This is a genomic window from uncultured Oxalicibacterium sp., assembly GCF_913776015.1.
GTDB lineage: Bacteria > Pseudomonadota > Gammaproteobacteria > Burkholderiales > Burkholderiaceae_D > Oxalicibacterium.
The window spans coordinates 40,527-57,499 of sequence record NZ_CAJYMD010000023.1 but is presented as its reverse complement, the minus strand read 5'-3'; the positions used below and the strand labels follow the sequence as shown (position 1 = coordinate 57,499).

The 16,973-nt window shown below is 58.0% G+C and carries 17 protein-coding genes; 12 read left to right on the top strand and 5 right to left on the bottom strand.

What is annotated here, in order from left to right; translation table 11 throughout:
- From mutM to mutY, 3 genes are all read left to right on the top strand, one after another.
- A partial coding sequence (gene mutM / locus QZ725_RS03515; RefSeq protein WP_293776288.1) for a bifunctional DNA-formamidopyrimidine glycosylase/DNA-(apurinic or apyrimidinic site) lyase occupies positions 1 to 512 on the top strand: 512 nt, incomplete at its 5' end.
- A 94-nt stretch (positions 513 to 606) separates the two neighbouring features.
- Positions 607 to 2,547 (top strand): dynamin family protein, encoded by a 1,941-nt coding sequence (locus tag QZ725_RS03510; RefSeq protein WP_293776287.1) that lies wholly within the window; start codon positions 607 to 609, stop codon positions 2,545 to 2,547.
- Positions 2,548 to 2,583: 36 nt separating this feature from the next.
- On the top strand, positions 2,584 to 3,720 hold the full coding sequence (mutY, locus tag QZ725_RS03505) for an A/G-specific adenine glycosylase (protein WP_293776286.1): 1,137 nt from the start codon (positions 2,584 to 2,586) through the stop codon (positions 3,718 to 3,720).
- A 34-nt stretch (positions 3,721 to 3,754) separates the two neighbouring features.
- Here the strand turns inward: mutY and QZ725_RS03500 are convergent, their stop codons facing one another.
- From QZ725_RS03500 to QZ725_RS03485, 4 genes are all read right to left on the bottom strand, one after another.
- A complete protein-coding gene (locus QZ725_RS03500; protein ID WP_293776284.1) occupies positions 3,755 to 4,381 on the bottom strand; it encodes an LON peptidase substrate-binding domain-containing protein in 627 nt (208 codons plus the stop codon).
- 75 nt (positions 4,382 to 4,456) lie between these two features.
- Positions 4,457 to 5,320 carry an RNase adapter RapZ gene (gene rapZ / locus QZ725_RS03495; RefSeq protein WP_293776282.1) on the bottom strand — a complete coding sequence of 288 codons (864 nt, stop codon included), beginning with the start codon at positions 5,318 to 5,320 and terminating at the stop codon, positions 4,457 to 4,459.
- A gap of 76 nt (positions 5,321 to 5,396) precedes the next feature.
- Entirely contained in the window at positions 5,397 to 6,338 is a 942-nt protein-coding gene (hprK, locus tag QZ725_RS03490; protein WP_293776280.1) for an HPr(Ser) kinase/phosphatase, read from the bottom strand.
- Between the two features lie 70 nt (positions 6,339 to 6,408).
- Positions 6,409 to 6,882: a PTS sugar transporter subunit IIA gene (locus tag QZ725_RS03485; protein ID WP_293776279.1), complete on the bottom strand. Its 474-nt coding sequence runs from the start codon at positions 6,880 to 6,882 to the stop codon at positions 6,409 to 6,411.
- 471 nt (positions 6,883 to 7,353) lie between these two features.
- On the opposite strand from QZ725_RS03485, the gene QZ725_RS03480 reads away from it, so the two are divergent.
- The 9 genes from QZ725_RS03480 to QZ725_RS03440 all read left to right on the top strand — a co-directional run bounded on the left by QZ725_RS03480 (position 7,354) and on the right by QZ725_RS03440 (position 15,897).
- Entirely contained in the window at positions 7,354 to 8,175 is an 822-nt protein-coding gene (locus QZ725_RS03480; protein ID WP_293776277.1) for a lysophospholipid acyltransferase family protein, read from the top strand.
- Positions 8,176 to 8,177: 2 nt separating this feature from the next.
- Positions 8,178 to 8,936, top strand: a complete 759-nt coding sequence (locus tag QZ725_RS03475; protein WP_293776276.1) for a glycosyltransferase family 2 protein — start codon at positions 8,178 to 8,180, stop codon at positions 8,934 to 8,936.
- A 98-nt stretch (positions 8,937 to 9,034) separates the two neighbouring features.
- The gene (locus QZ725_RS03470; RefSeq protein WP_293776275.1) at positions 9,035 to 9,700 is read left to right on the top strand and encodes a hypothetical protein; all 666 of its coding nucleotides are present in this window, start codon (positions 9,035 to 9,037) and stop codon (positions 9,698 to 9,700) included.
- A 5-nt stretch (positions 9,701 to 9,705) separates the two neighbouring features.
- Complete coding sequence (locus tag QZ725_RS03465; RefSeq protein WP_293776273.1) at positions 9,706 to 10,674, top strand: acyl-CoA synthetase; 969 nt, start codon at positions 9,706 to 9,708, stop codon at positions 10,672 to 10,674.
- Positions 10,671 to 12,368: a tryptophan 7-halogenase gene (locus QZ725_RS03460; protein ID WP_293776271.1), complete on the top strand. Its 1,698-nt coding sequence runs from the start codon at positions 10,671 to 10,673 to the stop codon at positions 12,366 to 12,368. Before QZ725_RS03465 ends, QZ725_RS03460 begins: the two co-directional genes overlap by 4 nt.
- 2 nt (positions 12,369 to 12,370) lie before the next feature.
- Positions 12,371 to 13,177 (top strand): polysaccharide deacetylase family protein, encoded by an 807-nt coding sequence (locus QZ725_RS03455; protein ID WP_293776270.1) that lies wholly within the window; start codon positions 12,371 to 12,373, stop codon positions 13,175 to 13,177.
- Between the two features lie 50 nt (positions 13,178 to 13,227).
- Entirely contained in the window at positions 13,228 to 14,433 is a 1,206-nt protein-coding gene (locus tag QZ725_RS03450; protein ID WP_293776269.1) for a beta-ketoacyl-[acyl-carrier-protein] synthase family protein, read from the top strand.
- Positions 14,430 to 15,230: a beta-ketoacyl synthase chain length factor gene (locus tag QZ725_RS03445; protein WP_293776268.1), complete on the top strand. Its 801-nt coding sequence runs from the start codon at positions 14,430 to 14,432 to the stop codon at positions 15,228 to 15,230. Before QZ725_RS03450 ends, QZ725_RS03445 begins: the two co-directional genes overlap by 4 nt.
- A gap of 37 nt (positions 15,231 to 15,267) precedes the next feature.
- The gene (locus QZ725_RS03440; RefSeq protein ID WP_293776267.1) at positions 15,268 to 15,897 is read left to right on the top strand and encodes a hypothetical protein; all 630 of its coding nucleotides are present in this window, start codon (positions 15,268 to 15,270) and stop codon (positions 15,895 to 15,897) included.
- Positions 15,898 to 15,960: 63 nt separating this feature from the next.
- Here the strand turns inward: QZ725_RS03440 and QZ725_RS03435 are convergent, their stop codons facing one another.
- Complete coding sequence (locus QZ725_RS03435; protein WP_293776266.1) at positions 15,961 to 16,953, bottom strand: hypothetical protein; 993 nt, start codon at positions 16,951 to 16,953, stop codon at positions 15,961 to 15,963.
- Positions 16,954 to 16,973: the final 20 nt, after the last annotated feature.

Below are 16,973 nucleotides of genomic sequence, written 5' to 3'. Positions count from 1 at the left end.
GCATGAGCGATCCGCGCCGGTTTGGCGCGGTACTTTGGCATGGTCGCGAAGAAGGGGACATCAACGAGCATCTGTTATTACGAACGCTCGGCGTGGAACCGCTCGAAGCATTGTTCGACGGCCGCTGGCTCTATCAGCAGACGCGTGGGCGCACCGCATCGATCAAGCAAGTGTTGCTGGCCGGCGACATCGTGGTCGGAGTCGGCAACATCTACGCATCGGAAAGCCTGTTTCGTGCGCGCATCCATCCACGCACGGCGGCGCATCGCATCGGCCTCGAACGCTACGAGCGGCTGGCGCAGGTTATCCGCGAGGTACTGGCCGAAGCGATCGAGCAGGGCGGCAGTACGCTCAAGGATTTTCTCGCGGTGAATGGACAGTCCGGCTATTTTCAGCAGAGTTATTTCGTTTACGCCCGCACGGGAGAACCATGCCGGATTTGCAACACGCCGATTCGCCAGATCGTGCAGGGGCAGCGTTCGACCTTCTATTGTCCAAATTGTCAAAAGTGATGGCCGGTGCTAGTGTCCGGTTACGTGCGCTGCAGACCTGCCTGCGCCGTGTCGACGGAATGCCAAGCAGGATGACTGCCCGAACGAGGTGCAAGTGAGCAATCTGGTAGAAAAATTCAACGAATACGGTCAATGGCGCGACGATGTACGCGTGGCCCTCGAACGTTATCGCGATGGCGTGCAGCAGTGCGATCTGGCCGATGCCGAGTGCGAACAGCGTTTGCAACAGGCGATGGCACGATTGGCCGATGACAAGTTGTCGATTGCCTTTGTCGCCGAATTTTCGCGTGGCAAATCCGAACTCATCAATTCCATCTTCTTTGCCTCTTATGGCCAGCGTGTGCTGCCGACTTCGGCGGGACGCACCACGATGTGCCCGACCGAATTGCTGTACGACGAAACCTTTCCACCATCGATCCGCCTGTTGCCGATCGAAACGCGTGCCGAGGCGCAATCGACCAGCGACTTCAAATCGCAAAGCCATGTGTGGACCGTGCAGCCGCTCGACATCACGTCAGCCGATGGCATGCTCGACGCGTTCAAGCAGGTCAGTCTGACCAAGCGCGTGCCGGTTGCCGAGGCCATCCGCTACGGCTTGTACGATGCGGAAGATCCTGACATGCAGCATGCCGTGGATGTAAATGGCATGGTCGAGGTTTCGCGCTGGCGGCATGCAATCGTGAATTTCCCGCATCCCTTGCTCAAGCAGGGTTTGGTAATCATCGATACGCCGGGCCTCAATGCCATCGGTACCGAGCCCGAACTGACGCTGAACCTGATTCCGAATGCGCATGCGGTGTTGTTCATCCTTGCCGCTGATGCCGGCGTCACGCGTAGCGACATCGATATCTGGCGCAACCATATCGGCAATTCGGGTAGTGGCCGCATGGTCGTGCTGAACAAGATCGACAGCATGTGGGATGAGTTGAGCACACTGGCCGACATCGAAAAACAGATCGCAACGCAAGTCGCGTCCGTTGCGCAAACGCTCTCACTGTCGCCGCAGCAAGTTTTCCCGGTGTCGGCGCAAAAAGGACTCGTCGGCAAGATCAATCACGATGATGCGCTGCTCGAACGTAGCCGCCTGCCGGCATTGGAGGCGGCGCTCTCCACGCAGATCATTCCAGCGCGACAGGACATCATTCGCGGGCAGTTACAGGCGCAGATCGATGCCCTGACGGCATCGCGTCTGACCTTGCTGGCGTCGCGTTCTCGCAATGTGGTCGAACAACTGGTCGAGCTCAAAAGCTTGCGAGGCAAGAACCGCAACATCCTCGAACACATGATGGCGCGCATCGATCTGGAAAAGCGCGAGTTCGATGGCAGTCTGTTCAAGTTGCAGGCCACGCGTGCGGTGTTTGCGCGCCTTTCCGCTGAAGTCTTCAGTCATCTGGGCATGGATGTGCTCAAGCAGAATGTGCGCGCAACGCGACAGGCGATGGAGCGCAGCCATTTCTCTTCCGGCTTGCGGCAGGCCGTACGCGAATTCTTTGCCGACGTGCAAACCAATCTCGAACAGTCGGCGCAAAAAACCGACGAGATCGGTGAAATGATGTCGGTCATGTATCGCAAATTCTCTGCCGAACATGCACTGGCACTGTCCACGCCGATGCCATTCTCGCTCGACAAGTACGTCAAGGAAATCACGATGATCGAGCAGATTTATCAGAAGCAGTTCGGCGCTGCGACGATCATGACGACGCCGCAGGTTGTGCTGATGCAAAAGTTTTTCGATTCGATCGCTTCACGCGTGCGGCAATGCCTGTTGCAGGCCAACCGCGATGTGGAAACCTGGCTGAAGGTGGTGATGGCGCCGCTGGAAGCACAGATCAATGAGCACAAGGCGCAACTGAAGCGCAGACGCAAATCGATCGAGAAGATTCACGAAGCGACCGATAGCCTGGAAGAAAAGGTCGCAGCGTTCGAGCAGATGCAACTGGAAATGGATACGCAACGTGCCACGCTGATGCGCCTTGAAAGCGCATTGCGCGAAGCCGTGCTGGCACCATTGCAGGGATATAGGGTAGCGGCATAGATGAAGCGTGTTGTTGTATCGGAAGTCGTTTCTTCTATGCCTGAAACAAAACGTGGTTCTGCTGCTGGCGATGCAGTGAATCATGCCGCCGACGCTGATTTCTCGCAGGCGGTCATCGCCTGGCAGGAACAGCATGGTCGCCATGCACTGCCGTGGCAGAACACGCGCGATGCCTATCGTGTCTGGCTGTCCGAAATCATGTTGCAGCAGACGCAGGTGGCGGCAGTGATTCCCTACTATCAGCGTTTCCTGCAATCCTTCCCCACGGTCGAATCGCTGGCGGCTGCACCTGCCGAACAAGTCATGGCGCACTGGAGCGGGCTTGGCTATTACTCGCGCGCGCGCAATCTGCATCGTTGTGCGCAAATCGTGGTGGCCGAGTATGGCGGGCGGTTTTCTGCCGATCCCGCAGTTCTCGAAACCTTGCCCGGCATTGGACGTTCGACGGCGGCAGCGATTTCCGCTTTTTCCTACGGTACGCGTGCCGCCATCCTCGATGGCAACGTCAAGCGCGTCTTCGCGCGCGTTTTCGGTATCGATCGTTTTCCGGGCGAGAAGGCGGTGGAAAATGCGATGTGGGAACGCGCCGTAGCCCTGTTGCCGGAAACGGATGTGGAAGCATATACACAAGGGCTGATGGATTTGGGCGCCACACTTTGCACACGAAGCAAACCGTCTTGCAGTCGCTGTCCGCTCGCCTATCGTTGCGTTGCCTATGCCACTGGTCGTACGAACGAACTACCGGTTCGCAAACCGAAGAAAGCCGTGCCCGAGCGTCATGCGCACATGCTGGTGATCGTGCACGAAGATGCAGTTCTGCTGGAACAACGTCCGGTGCTGGGCATTTGGGGTGGACTGCTGTCCTTGCCCGAATTTCCTGTTACCTCTTCCGATCTAGACGATGGCCTCATGCCCAAGGCCGAGATCGACAGGGTTGTGCAGCCATTGGGCAAAATTGATGCGGTTACGCGCCTCGGCAGTTTTTCACATGGCTTCACGCATTTCAAATTGCATGTGCGGCCATATCGCATCGATCTTGTAAGGCGAGCGCAGCGTGTTGCTGATGATGGGCAGGTCTGGTATCCCGTTTCCGATCTGGTCGATGCGCCGCTGCCAGCACCGGTCAAGAAATTGTTGCTGAGTTTATTTGCGACCAGGGATTTGTTGTCGTGATCGTGCGCGCATCTGCGCCCTCTGAGTGACAGTTTTACAGGATGTTCTGCTGTTCCAGATATTGCTGGACGATGGAAAGCCGTTTGAGCGGATCCGATAATGCCAACAGGTGTTGTCGTGCCTTCATCGGAATCGGCAGCACTTCACTCCAGCGATTCGCAACCCAGCCCGCATCGTCGAAACGCGACATATCGGGGAAGGGGCTTTCGAAGGCGTCACCGAGTTCCTCCTTGCCGCGTGCCGTGATGTCTTGCACGATCAATTGCAGTGCGCGGGCGGCAGACGCATGTTGCTCGGTAACGGCAGAGGGCAGATCGGGAGCGATGTATTCGACACGTGCTTCGAGATGCTGATCGCTACAGACGCGGGTTTCGATGATGCGAAAACGCTGGCCGCCTTTCGTGCGTAACATCAAGAGGCCGAGTTGCGGCGCATCCCAGTTGACGATGTGCGCAAAGCAGCCCACGTCTTCGGGATCGGCGGCTTGCCCGACTTCTTCCCCTGAGCGAATCAGCACGATGCCGAACGGTATGTCGCGCTTCATGCAATCGCGCACCATGTCCATGTAACGCGTTTCAAAAATCTTGAGCGGCAGGATGCCGTCGGGGAAGAGAACGGTGTTGAGCGGGAAGAGTGGGATCCAGTCGGTGCGGTCGGTCATGATGCAAAAGCGGGAAGAGACAAAAACCGATGCGCCGGAAGGGTGTCGGGCCAGTAGTGCTTGCGTGCGACCTGTTCAGTCAAGTTCGCGATGCCGCAGCAAGACATGTTCGGTGGTGCGGAAATGCGCTGCCAGTCTTTCGGCAAAATAGACCGAGCGATGCTGGCCGCCCGTACAGCCAATCGCGACGGTCAGATAGCCGCGGTTGTCTTTCTTGAAGGCCGGTAGCCAGCGTTCGACGAAACTGCGAATGTCGGCCAGCAAATCCACCGCATCGGGTTGTGCCAGCAAAAATTCTTGTACCGGCAGGTCGCGTCCCGTCAGCGGGCGTAATTTCTCATCGTAATGCGGGTTCGGCAGGGTGCGGACGTCGAACACGAGGTCGGCATCCAGTGGCACACCGAACTTGAAGGCGAACGATTCGAAAAGAATCGTCAGCGGCGATTGATCGCTTTCCACCAGATTCTTGATCCAGGCGCGCAGCTTGTTGGCGCGCATGCCCGAGGTGTCAATGACGTGACTGATTTCCTCGATGCCGGCCAGCATTTCGCGTTCCGCCGTGATGCATTCCATCAGCGTGCGGCGTTCATCGCCTTCGTCGGTAATGGCTGCGCGGTGCGAAAGCGGGTGGCTGCGGCGGGTCTCCGAAAAACGGGCCACGAGCGAATCGGTCTTGGCAGTCAGGAACAGTACCTTGACGTCGTGGCCTTCGCTGCGCAGCCATGCCAGATCGCCCGGCAGGGTTTGCAGCGAACGGGCGCTGCGTGCATCCATGGAGACGGCCAGACTGTCGCCGCCTTCTTCCATGCGGGTGGTTACCAGCGAACGCAGCAAGGTTGGCGGCAGGTTGTCGACGCAGAAATAGCCGGCGTCTTCGAGTGCCTTGAGTCCCACCGATTTGCCGGAGCCGGAGATGCCGGTAATGAGAATGATGCGCATGGGCTGGATGATACCGCAGTGCGGGAATCGCGTGCTGATGCCCGCACTGCCAGAGGGGATCAAGGAATCAAGGCGACTATTCGTCGCTTTCCATCGCCTTTTGCTGGCGGATCATGAAATCCTTGAGCGTGTCGATGCCGCGCATATGCAGGATGGTGTTGCGCACAGCCGCCTCCAGCAGCACGGCGATGTTGCGGCCGGCTTCAACCGGAATGACAACCTTGCGGATTTGCAGGCCGAGGATTTCTTCGGTTTGCGATGGCGCTGGCAAACGCTCGTAATTTTCTTCGAGCGTGCTGCGGCGTACGAGGTGGGCGATCAACGTCAGACGCATCTTGCGGCGTACGGCGGTTTCGCCAAAGATGGCCTTGATGTCGAGCAGGCCGAGGCCGCGCACTTCCAGTAGATTTTGCAGCAGCGGCGGGCAACGACCTTCAATCATGTTCGGTGCAATGCGCGCGAATTCGACCGCATCGTCGGCCACTAGCCCGTGGCTACGCGAAATCAGTTCGAGGCCCAGTTCGCTCTTGCCGAGGCCCGATTCGCCCGTGATCAGCACGCCAACGCCGAGCACGTCCATGAAGACGCCATGCATGGTGACGCGTTGAGCGAGTTTCTTTGATAGATACACGCGCAGGTAGTCGATTACCTGCGCGGCTGGCAGTGGCGTCGAGAACAGCGGAATGTTCTTGTCGTCGCAAATGGCCATGATGTCGGGGGGCGTTTCCAGCCCTTGCGCGATGATCACGGCGGGTGGCTGCCCGGCGATCAGTTCCGCCGTATGGTAGGCGCGCGCACCTGGCGACAAGCGTTCGTAATATTCGGTTTCCTGATGGCCGAAAACTTGAATGCGGCCGGGATGAATGAGGTTCAGGTGGCCGACCTGATCGGCGGCGGAAGTGGCATCGCCCGAAATCTGGCGTTCGCCACCGGGAAAGCCGGCAAACCAACCCAGTTGCAGAGATTCGCGGTTGTCGTCGTAGAGTTGCTGGATCGAGAGCGGGGTCTGCAGAGGCATGGTGTCGGCTGGTCTAGAGTGACAGCGGGGAATGAAAGGGCGAGACGATAGTCTCGCGCAGTTCAGGAAATCAGTCCATGCCTTGCAGGCTTGGCTGCCACGTGATCAGGCGAGCATGCACGGCAGCCGGATCGTCGAGCGTGGCAAGCACGTTGCGGAATGCTTCGTCAGAAAACATTTCGGCCACTTCCGACAGGATTTCCAGATGCTGTTGCGTAACGTGATCGGGAATCAGCAGAAAGATCATTAGGCTGACCGGCTGGCCGTCTGGCGATTCGAACGGAATCGGTTGCGCCAGACGCACGAAAGCGGCGAGTGGCGACTTCAATCCCTTGATGCGCCCGTGCGGTACGGCAACGCCGTGGCCGAGGCCGGTAGACCCCAGACGTTCACGCGCAAACAGGTTGTCCGACACATCGGAACGGGCAATGCCGCAATTGTTTTCGAAAATCAGGCCGACTTGCTCGAACGACCGTTTCTTGCTGGAGACATCAAGGTCAAGCACAACATTGGCGGGGGGGAGAATCTGACTGAGATGGTTCATTGTTGCGAAGCACAAAAAAGGATTCTGGGCAGATTATAGGCTTATTTTTCATCCGGACCATGAAAACAGGCCAATGGCGCCAGTTGGCCGTTCTATTCGTTGCCGGATTTTGCAAGACTGCGTGGGATGTTATTTCCGGTTTTTCTCGTCGATAAAACTTGCCAAAGCGTTGCAAGAGAAGATATTAGCGGCTTCAGCGGCGCGCTCTAAAAGAAAGGCATGGCGCCATGGTAGAGCCGTGAATTGGTTATTTTCTGCTTGTCAATCCGTCTCAAGAATTGTTGTAGGAATGCGAACTGCTGTGTGCGATAAGCCGCAGTGGCGTGTAGGCATTCCTATATAATTTTGCGACCAGAAGACGGATCGCGAGGCTTGCTTAGGCAAGGCCGGCGGGCTGGGAAACTTCGGGCATGCGCTCTTTCCGGCTTATTTTCTGTTGCATACGCCACTGACACTTATCTATCCGTTTTTATGAAGCATCTGATCAAGGGACTGCGGCAAGTCCGCAATGTGGTGATCCTTTTCCTGAGCCTGCTCGGCCTCACGCTAATGATGCTGTTCGGCTCGCCGTGGCTGGCATTGCGTTCGCAGTTCATGAAGCCCGAAGATCGCCAGGCTTATGTGCGACGTGCCATTACTGTCGGTTACCGCCGTTATTTCACGTCGCTGCATTATCTGGGCGTCTTTGAACTCGATCTGACCGATATCGATCGTCTGCAAGGCGAACCCGGACTGATCCTGACATCGAACCATCCTTCACTGTTTGATGCGCTCCTGATCATTTCGCGCTTGCCGAATGTGGTTTGCATCATGAAGGCGCAGGTCTTGCGCAATCCGATGTTCGGGCATGGTGCCGGTATGGCGGGCTACATTCCCAACGACTCGATTCGCACCATCGTCAGTGACGCGGAGCGCGAGTTGAAGGAAGTCGGTAGCCAGTTGCTGCTGTTTCCCGAAGGCACGCGCAGTTTGCGTAAGCGGCTCAATCCTTTCCAGGGAACGGTTGGCCTGATTGCGCGCAAGACGGGTTGCCCGGTGCAAACCATTTTCATCGAATCGGATTCAGGCTTTCTCGGCAAGGGCTGGCCTTTCTGGAAAGCGCCAGCATTTCCGGTACGCATTCGCGTGCGCGCCGGCAAGCGGTTTACGCAGGTGGAAGACAGCAAGTTGTTCATTGCCGAATTGAAGGATTATTACGAACAGGAGCTTGGCACGCGCCGCGCACCTGTCGCCCAGGAGACTGCCGAAGAGATCGATGTTGTAACTGACGATCCGACGGTAAAACAACCATAAGAATGCAAGCATCTTCTACTCATCTCGTTCTCATCCCCAGTTATAACCCTGGCCCTGCCGTCTACGCCACCGTCGCTGCCGCACGGGCGCAATGGGCGCCAGTCTGGGTGGTGGTGGATGGCAGTACCGACGGTTCGGCAGAACAGTTGCAGTGCATGGCAGCCCAAGATGACGGTTTGCGCGTGATCGTGCTGCCGCAAAACCTGGGCAAGGGTGCTGCTGTCCTGCACGGGGTCGAACAGGCTCTGCAAAGCGGCTATACCCATGTGCTGACGATGGATTCTGACGGTCAGCATGATGCTTCCATGATTCCCTCTTTCATGCAGCAATCGCAGGCCGATCCAGCGGCGATGGTGCTGGGCGTGCCGGTATTTGATGCCAGTGCACCGCGTATTCGTGTCAATGGACGCAAGGTATCGAATGGCTTGGCAAACATCGTGACGGCAGGCGGTGGCATCGGCGATTCGCTTTTTGGCTTTCGCGTCTACCCGGCGCGACCGCTGGCAGAGGTCATGCGTCGCAATCCCTGGATGCGGCGTTTCGATTTCGATCCGGAGGCTGTGGTACGGTTGAGTTGGCGCGGCGTACGTCCCATCAATGTGCCGTGCAAGGTGCGTTATCTGAGCGAATCCGAAGGCGGCGTTTCGCATTTCAATTACTGGCGCGATAACAAGTTGCTGGCGGGAATGTACACGCGTCTGGTATTGGGTAGCATGATTCGATTGCCGATCTTGATTCTGCGCAAGCTCGGTCTCTCCTGACAAATGCTTACGTTTCAAAACGGGCGTTTCCTTTATACTGCGCGCTCGTTACTGGCCCGACCTGGCGTCGGGCTTACTTTCCGTAGAGAACCGGCTTCATGTCCGCACTTAAACTCGTTCTGACCATCATTGGTATCAGTGCCTACGTGGCGCTGAGCCATGCTGCGCTTGTGATCGAGGATGCCTTCAGCATTTGGCGGCAACTCGCCGTATTGATGCTGATCGTGCCTATCGCCGCCTTCCTCTGCTGGGGGGCATTCATGGCCATCAAGCCGGTCCTCGGCATTGGTGGCGGTTGGTTGGCCGGCATGGCTGTTGCCGCTGCCTGTATCTGGGCAGCCCGGGATTTCTGGACCACGCTTCTAACCCAGCTCGATTGGATCTACCTCATCCAGCACATTACCGCCAATACCATGCTGTGCTGGTTCTTCCTGCAGACGCTGTACGGTGGCAGGACACCGATCATCACGACGATCGCGCGTACGATTCATCCGGATATGCCGGACAGTGTGGCGCGCTATACGCGCAAGGTCACGATTGCATGGGCGATCTTTTTTGCGTTGCAAGTCGTTGTATCGCTACTGATTTTTTCCCTTGCGTCAATTGAAACGTGGTCGGTGTTCGCGAACATTCTCAACTGGCCGATGATTATTGCCATGTTCGCGATTGAGTATGCTTGTCGCCGCCGTTGTAATCCGGGTTTTCAGCATGCGACCATACGCGAGAGCGTGATGGCGTACCTGAACAACAGAAACAAGGTTTGAAAAACATGCACGCCGATTCTTCCAGTGCAAAGACATCCGAGTCATCCAGTCAGTCCCATGCCGGTGCTGCTGAAGATTGGACCAGCAAGAAAGAGCGCGGCTGTCTGGTCGGGCTCAAGATCATGGTATGGATTGCCACGACCTTTGGCCGGCGTTTCTCGCGCAGTTTGCTCTATCCGGTCATCGCCTATTATCTGCTGACAGCACCTGATGCGGTTGCATCTTCACGCCTCTACCTTTCACGTGTCTTGGGTCGAACGCCACGCCGACGCGACATTTTTCGGCATCTGTATACGTTTGCTGCTGTGGTGCTGGACCGTGTCTACTTCCTGCTTGGCCACGCGGAGAAATTCGATGTGCGCGTGCTGTCGGATCATTATATGGAGCACGATATCCCTGCGCGTGAAAAAGGCGTCTTTCTCATGGGAGCGCACATGGGCAGCTTTGAGGTCGTGCGCATGGTGTCACGTCAGTGTGATGAACTGAAACTCGTGTTGCTGATGTTTGAGGAGAATGCGCGCAAGATCAGTGCTTTGATGACGGCTATCAATCCGGCTGCCCAGCAGGAGATTGTGCCGCTTGGCAATTTGTCCGCCATGCTGACGGTCAAGGATCGTCTGGCCGAAGGTGCGCTGGTTGGGATTTTGGCTGACCGTTCGATCGGTAGCGAGAAAACGGCAACGTTGCCATTCCTTGGTGCGCCGGCGCCGTTTGCGATGGGACCGTTCCGCATGGCGGCAATGATGCGGCGGCCGGTATTTTTGATGATGGGTGTGTATCTGGGCGGTAATCGTTACGACATTCATATCGAGCGCATTGCCGATTTTTCCGATGCCGCAGATGGTTCGTGTCGCAACAGTGAAGAGCAGGTCATGGCGGCGATGCAGGCGTATGTCGCGCGGCTCGAACATTTCGCACGGCAGTCGCCGTATAACTGGTTCAATTTCTACGACTTTTGGCAGGGGAATGCATGAGCAATGAGACCGCCACATCCGTGCAGTATGACGTCGTCATCATGGGCGGAGGCCTGGCCGGTCTCACGCTGTCGCTGCAATTGCGCCAGCGGTTTGCCGATCTGTCGATTCTGGTGATCGAGCGTCGCCCGCATCCGGTGCCGCTTGCCGCGCACAAGGTGGGCGAATCCTCGGTCGAGATTGCGGCGCATTATTTCGATACGGTGCTGGGCCTCAAGCCGCATCTCGAACAGGAGCAGATCAAGAAATTCGGTTTCCGCTTTTTCTTTTCCGAAGGTCGCGAGGATCTCGACGGCGTGACCGAACTCGGCGGCAGCAAGGTGTTGCCGACGTCGTCGTATCAAATCGATCGCGGTATCTTCGAAAACCGTCTGGCAGAGATGGCACAGGCGGCAGGCGTGACGTTTGTCGATGCGGCGGTGATTCGTCGTTTCGATATCGGCGAGAAAAACGAATCGCATCGCATCACCTATGAGGCGGGTGAGCAGACCGTGGAAGTCGGCAGTCGCTGGCTGGTCGATGCTTCTGGGCGTGCCGGACTCATCAAGCGCAAGCTCGATCTGGCGCAGGACAATCCGCATCGTGCCGGTGCGGTCTGGTTCCGAATTGGCGAACATATCAACATGAACGATTGGTCGGCGGATGGCGGCTGGATCAATGCCTGCCAGCCGCCGGATCGCTGGCGTTCGACCAGCCATCTGGTGGGCGAGGGCTACTGGGTCTGGCTGATTCCGCTGGCTTCGGGCTCGCATTCGGTTGGCATCGTCGCCGATCCTGCGCTGCACCCGGTCGAGAAGATGAATAGCTTCGACAAGGCGATGGACTGGTTGCAGAAATACCAGCCGCGCCTGTTTGCGCATCTTGATACACGGCGCGACAAGTTGCAGGACTTTGCCTTCTTCAAGCATTTTTCCTATGGCTGCAAGCAAATGTATTGCGGCGAGCGACGCTGGGCGCTGACGGGTGAAGCGGGGCTGTTCCTCGATCCCTTTTATTCGCCGGGTAGCGATTTCATCGCCATTGGCAATACCAATATCTGCGAACTGATCGCGCATGACCGCGAGCGGGGCGCGGTCGTCATGGTCGCTGATTACTTCCAGAAGATTTACTTCTCGCTCTACGAGTCGATGTTGCCTGTCTATCTGAATCAGTATCCACTGTTTGGTGATCCCGAAGTGCTGCCGCACAAGGTGACCTGGGACTATGCGTATTACTGGGGTGTGATGTGCCAGTTGTTTTTCCAGAATCGCCTGACCGATCTGGTGATGATGGGGCGACTGCAAAAGCGTCTGATGCACATGCAGCAGGTCAATATCGCCGTGCAGGCTTTTTTCCGTGCGTGGAGTGGCTACAGCGCACGACGTAATCCGCCGCAGCTACTGGATCAAACGGCGATCGACTGGTTTGCCGAACTCAATCGTCGTCTCAAGGATCCGCTCGACAGCGATGCCCAGTTCATGCAACGCATGGATGACAACCTGGCCTTGCTGCAGCATCTGGTCAAGGCCTTCATCGATCGTGCGTGCAGCGAACATCCGGTGCTGGCGGACAGCGATACCTGCCGCGATCTGCGTGCCTTGCTGGACGATGCCGTGCTGGCGGTCACCCCTTCGATAGGCGTACCGGAGCTGTTTTCAAACAAGGCATACGAACAGGCGTCGAGCCCGCGCGCAATGCCGGTGGAGGCGGTGTGAGCATGCCCCAACCGTCAGCGCGCAAATGGCAGCCGAGCGGCTTTCTCAAAGCCTCGGCAGTGTTGCATGCCGGCGCGGCCGTATCGGCGATTGCCTGGCCGGCCACGCTGGGCTGGAGTCTGGCAAGCGTGGTCGCCAACCATGCTGCGATCACGGCAATCGGTTTGTGGCCGCGCAGCGTACTACTGGGGCCGAATGTGCTGCGCTTGCCGGGTACGCGTGCCGAAATCGCGATCACGATCGACGATGGCCCCGACCCTGACGTCACGCCACGCGTGCTGGATGTGCTGGCCGAGCATGGTGCAAAAGCCACGTTCTTCTGTATCGCCAGCAAGGTTGCCGCGCATCCGGAACTCGCACGTCGCATCGTCGAGGCGGGGCACCATATCGAAAACCATAGCATGCAGCACCGGCATTATTTTTCCTTGCTGGGCGTACGCGGCTTGCGCAAGGAACTTGTCCAGGCGCAACAGGTCATTGCGGAGGTGACCGGCAGAATGCCGCGCTACTTCCGCGCACCGGCGGGATTGCGCAATCCGTTTCTCGATCCGGTGCTGCATGGTCTCGATCTGCAACTGGTGAGCTGGACACGACGCGGTTTCGATACGCGCACGGCAGATGCCGATCTGATCACGCAACGTTTGCTGCGCGATGCGCGGGCCGGTGACATCCTGCTGCTGCACGACGGCAATGCTGCGCGGGGTAGTCACGGACAGCCGGTGATTCTCGATGTATTGCCGCGCGTGCATACGGCGCTGCGGCAACAGCAACTCGCCTGCGTTACGTTGGAACAGGGTTTGCGTGCCTAGCGCGCAGTTATCTTTAATTTGCCGTTCTCACCTGGAATCGGTTGAACCGAATGCAACCACTCGCTCTCACGCATTACACCCTGAGTACCTGTCTCGGCCTAGGCCGGGAAGCCAACTGGCAGGAACTCGCTGCCCAGCACGGAAACCTCAAGCCCTGCGATTTCGAAACCATCGATTTGCCGACCTGGATTGGCGAAGTGCCTGGCGTCGATGATGTCGCCTTGCGCGCGGCACTGGTCGATTTCGATTGCCGCAACAATCGCCTGGCACAACTTGCCTTGCAGCAGGATGGCTTTATCGATGGTGTGCAGGCAGCTATCGCCAAATACGGTGCCGATCGCATCGGCCTTTTTCTCGGCACGAGCACTTCGGGCATCCTGCAAACGGAACTGGCCTATCGTCGTCGCGAGATGAATGCAGAAGGCAAGCCGGGCGCGTTGCCGGACGATTTTCGTTATGCCGAAACCCACAACACCTATTCGGTGGCCGCTTTCGTCGCTGCTTTCCTCGGTTTGCGCGGTCCGGCACTGACGGTTTCTTCCGCGTGTTCATCGAGTGCAAAGGTATTCGGCAATGCCGCGCGCATGATCGAGGCCGGCATCATCGATGCGGCTGTGGTCGGCGGTGTCGATACGCTGTGCCTGACCACGCTCTACGGTTTCAATTCGCTGCAATTACTGTCGCCTGAACCGGCACAGCCGTACGGGCAGGGAAGGCAGGGCATTTCGATCGGCGAGGGGGCGGCATTCGCCTTACTGGAAAAAGTCGAGGGACAGGCAGCACCGGGCACCGTGCTGCTTTGTGGTGTGGGCGAATCCAGCGATGCGCATCACATGTCGTCGCCGCATCCCGAAGGCATGGGGGCGCAGATGGCGATGAAAGCCGCGTTGGCGACTGCAGGGTTGACGCCCGAGCGCATCGGCTACATCAATCTGCACGGTACCGCGACGCCAAGCAACGACGCTGCCGAAGGCAAGGCCGTGCATGCCGTGTTTGGCAATCGCACCGCGTGTAGTTCGACCAAGGGGGCGACCGGGCACACCCTGGGCGCGGCAGGTGGTGTCGAAGCCGTAATCTGCGCAATGGCCATGACGCACGATATGCTGCCGGCGGGCATCAATACCAAGGCACTCGATGCGGGTCTGGATGTCGATTATCTGCTTGAAAATCGTCCGGCCCACATCGATTACGCCCTCAACAATTCGTTCGGCTTTGGTGGCTCGAACTGCAGTCTGGTACTGGGAGTCGTGCGATGAGCGTTCACGTGTATTTGCAAGCCATCGGCATGGTCGGCCCGGGCGCAGGCAACTGGGAAGGGTGGCGCGCGTTGCTGCAACCCGATGTCGATTACCAGGTTGTACCGACCGTGGTGCCGGCCTTGAACGTGCTGCCGCCCGCCGAACGACGTCGTACCGGTGCCGGCGTCAAGCTGGCGTTGGCAACGGGCATGGAAGCATTGCACAATGCCGGTATCGATCCGGCCACGATGACGACGGTATTCTGTTCTTCGGGTGGCGATGGGGAAAACTGCCACCTGATCTGCGAAGCATTGGCCGGCAGCGATCGCATGATTTCGCCGACCCGCTTCCATAATTCCGTACACAACGCGCCATCGGGATACTGGGGCATCGCCGCCGGCGCCATGCTGCCGTCCACCAGCCTGTGCGCCTACGATGGCGGTTTTGCCGTGGGCTTGCTGGAATCGGCCGTGCAGTGCACGACCGAGCAGCGACCTGTGCTGTACGTTGTCTATGACACGCCGTATCCCGAACCCCTGCACAGCACGCGTCCCATCCTCGATCAGTGTTCGGTGGCATTGTTGCTGACGCCGCAGCCGGTTGCGGGTCAGCAGGGTGCGCTGTCGCTGCAACTGGGCGATGCGCCACAGACCGCCATGAACAATGCCGCACTGGAACAGGTACGTCTGGGCATTCCAGCTGCGCGCGGTTTGCCGTTGCTGCAAGCCGTGGCGCAGCAGAAGCATGCACAGACGCAACTGGAATATGTAAATGGGCGCAGCCTGCAGGTAGCGTTCACGCCTGCTGTCGCCTGAAAAGAATCGGAACGATCGTCAACCAAGGGAGAGAACAATGAATAAACTGATTGGACTTGCCGTAAGCGTCGCCTTGCTGGCCGGCTGCGAAAGCATGCAGAAGAAGGAAGAGGCGCCTGCCCCCGCCGCAGAAACCAAACCTGCTGCGGCGCCTGCACCGGTAGCGGCACCAACCACACCTGCTAAGCCGACGAAACCGGCGAAGAAGCTCAGTGCGAAAGAGCAGGCGCGCAAGGATGCCGCTGACAAGAAGGCGGCAGAGAGAGACGCGGCAGCCGCAGCGGCCGCTTCTGTAACGGCCACTAAGCCAGCGACAGCCGATGCGTCGAATGGCAAACCACAGGAAGTCAAAGGCATCAATGACTGGACGGGCCAGATCATCGGCACGCCAGCGCCCAAAAGCAAATTCACCAACTTGAAGATCGGCATGGGCTTCAATGAAGTGATCAGTATCGCTGGCCAGCCGACAGATACCAGCTCCTACATTACGGGCAAGGCATGGATTCCGTTCTATTTCGGTTCGGGCCGTTATGAAACCGTCTTCTATTACAAGGGTGTGGGACGCTTGACGTTTTCTGGCGGTGCTGGTGCCTACGCCATTGGCGTGCACGACAACAGCGGCTTGACCATCATTGAGCACGACAAGAGCGAACGCGGTTTCAAGTAAGCGCGCTTGTCATGAGAAAAGGCCGTCCAACCCAAGTTGGACGGCCTTTTTATTAGGCGTGGCTCAAGAAAGAATCGCCGAGCCTTCTATTTCGACCAGCAGATCGGCACGGCAGATATCGGCTTGCACGAAGGCTGCCTTGATGTCGGGACCGATCTGCTGATGCAGGATGTTGCGCACCGCTTGCAGATGTTCGGCGTGACGGATATAGACGATGTAATCGAGATCCGCCAACTGACAACTGGCGCCGGTCTTGCGGCGGGCCTCTGCGAGGACTGCGGCGATGTTGGCGACCGATTCGGCGGTTTGCGCGGCGATATCATCGGCGTGCAGTGTTTCATGTCCGACGATGCTGGCTGTACCGGATAGGAACAGCACGCGCTGCGTCCCGAGTGTTGCCACGCTCGCGCGTGAAAACAGCGGGCTGCGCGGGCCGTATTGTTCGGGATAATCGTAGGCACTGATCTGGCGCGGATTCTCTATGGCGACCGAGGGGCTGCGTGCGGCCAGAAAGGCAATCGTCAGTGGACCATCGGCAGCGCCCAAGGCACAAGCTGCCGGCACATTGCCGGCGATGGCTTGGCCACTGTCGGCAAAGGCTTGCTGACGTCCCAGATTGAATTGACGGTAACGTTCGAGGCCATGCGTATCGGCGTTGATGGCTGCCATGTAATTCCAGAAGCGCAGCACATAGGGAAAACCCTGCGCATGCAACAGGCTGAAAATTTGTCGATAGGCCGCATGTGCAGCCGCTTGCAGCGGCGAGGCCGCGTTGTCTTCAACTGCTGTATCGTTGTCTTTCAGCGCGATGACGCCAAACAGCAGATGATCGTTGAAACGGTAGTGCATGTCGCCGAATTGCCCATCGCGCATGGTGCTTTCGCCACGCAGGGTTTCGCATAGCAGAGACTGCTGATCGTCGAGCCGTGCCATATGCACATGCGCCAGAAGCGGTGATGCGGCCGATGCCGGACGCGCAGTGGCAAATAGCAGGGCGCCCAGCATGTCGTCATGCAGCGTATCGCTGAAAAGAGGGCCGTAGGAAACATTCAGCATGGATTGTTCTTCTTGTAATG

Excerpts from the sequence above, each read along its gene's own strand:
- mutY (WP_293776286.1), top strand. The coding sequence starts at position 2,584 with ATGCCTGAAACAAAACGTGGTTCTGCTGCTGGCGATGCAGTGAATCAT.
- QZ725_RS03500 (WP_293776284.1), bottom strand. The coding sequence starts at position 4,381 with ATGACCGACCGCACCGACTGGATCCCACTCTTCCCGCTCAACACCGTT.
- rapZ (WP_293776282.1), bottom strand. The coding sequence starts at position 5,320 with ATGCGCATCATTCTCATTACCGGCATCTCCGGCTCCGGCAAATCGGTG.
- hprK (WP_293776280.1), bottom strand. The coding sequence starts at position 6,338 with ATGCCTCTGCAGACCCCGCTCTCGATCCAGCAACTCTACGACGACAAC.
- QZ725_RS03485 (WP_293776279.1), bottom strand. The coding sequence starts at position 6,882 with ATGAACCATCTCAGTCAGATTCTCCCCCCCGCCAATGTTGTGCTTGAC.
- QZ725_RS03480 (WP_293776277.1), top strand. The coding sequence starts at position 7,354 with ATGAAGCATCTGATCAAGGGACTGCGGCAAGTCCGCAATGTGGTGATC.
- QZ725_RS03475 (WP_293776276.1), top strand. The coding sequence starts at position 8,178 with ATGCAAGCATCTTCTACTCATCTCGTTCTCATCCCCAGTTATAACCCT.
- QZ725_RS03470 (WP_293776275.1), top strand. The coding sequence starts at position 9,035 with ATGTCCGCACTTAAACTCGTTCTGACCATCATTGGTATCAGTGCCTAC.
- QZ725_RS03465 (WP_293776273.1), top strand. The coding sequence starts at position 9,706 with ATGCACGCCGATTCTTCCAGTGCAAAGACATCCGAGTCATCCAGTCAG.
- QZ725_RS03460 (WP_293776271.1), top strand. The coding sequence starts at position 10,671 with ATGAGCAATGAGACCGCCACATCCGTGCAGTATGACGTCGTCATCATG.
- QZ725_RS03455 (WP_293776270.1), top strand. The coding sequence starts at position 12,371 with ATGCCCCAACCGTCAGCGCGCAAATGGCAGCCGAGCGGCTTTCTCAAA.
- QZ725_RS03450 (WP_293776269.1), top strand. The coding sequence starts at position 13,228 with ATGCAACCACTCGCTCTCACGCATTACACCCTGAGTACCTGTCTCGGC.
- QZ725_RS03445 (WP_293776268.1), top strand. The coding sequence starts at position 14,430 with ATGAGCGTTCACGTGTATTTGCAAGCCATCGGCATGGTCGGCCCGGGC.
- QZ725_RS03440 (WP_293776267.1), top strand. The coding sequence starts at position 15,268 with ATGAATAAACTGATTGGACTTGCCGTAAGCGTCGCCTTGCTGGCCGGC.
- QZ725_RS03435 (WP_293776266.1), bottom strand. The coding sequence starts at position 16,953 with ATGCTGAATGTTTCCTACGGCCCTCTTTTCAGCGATACGCTGCATGAC.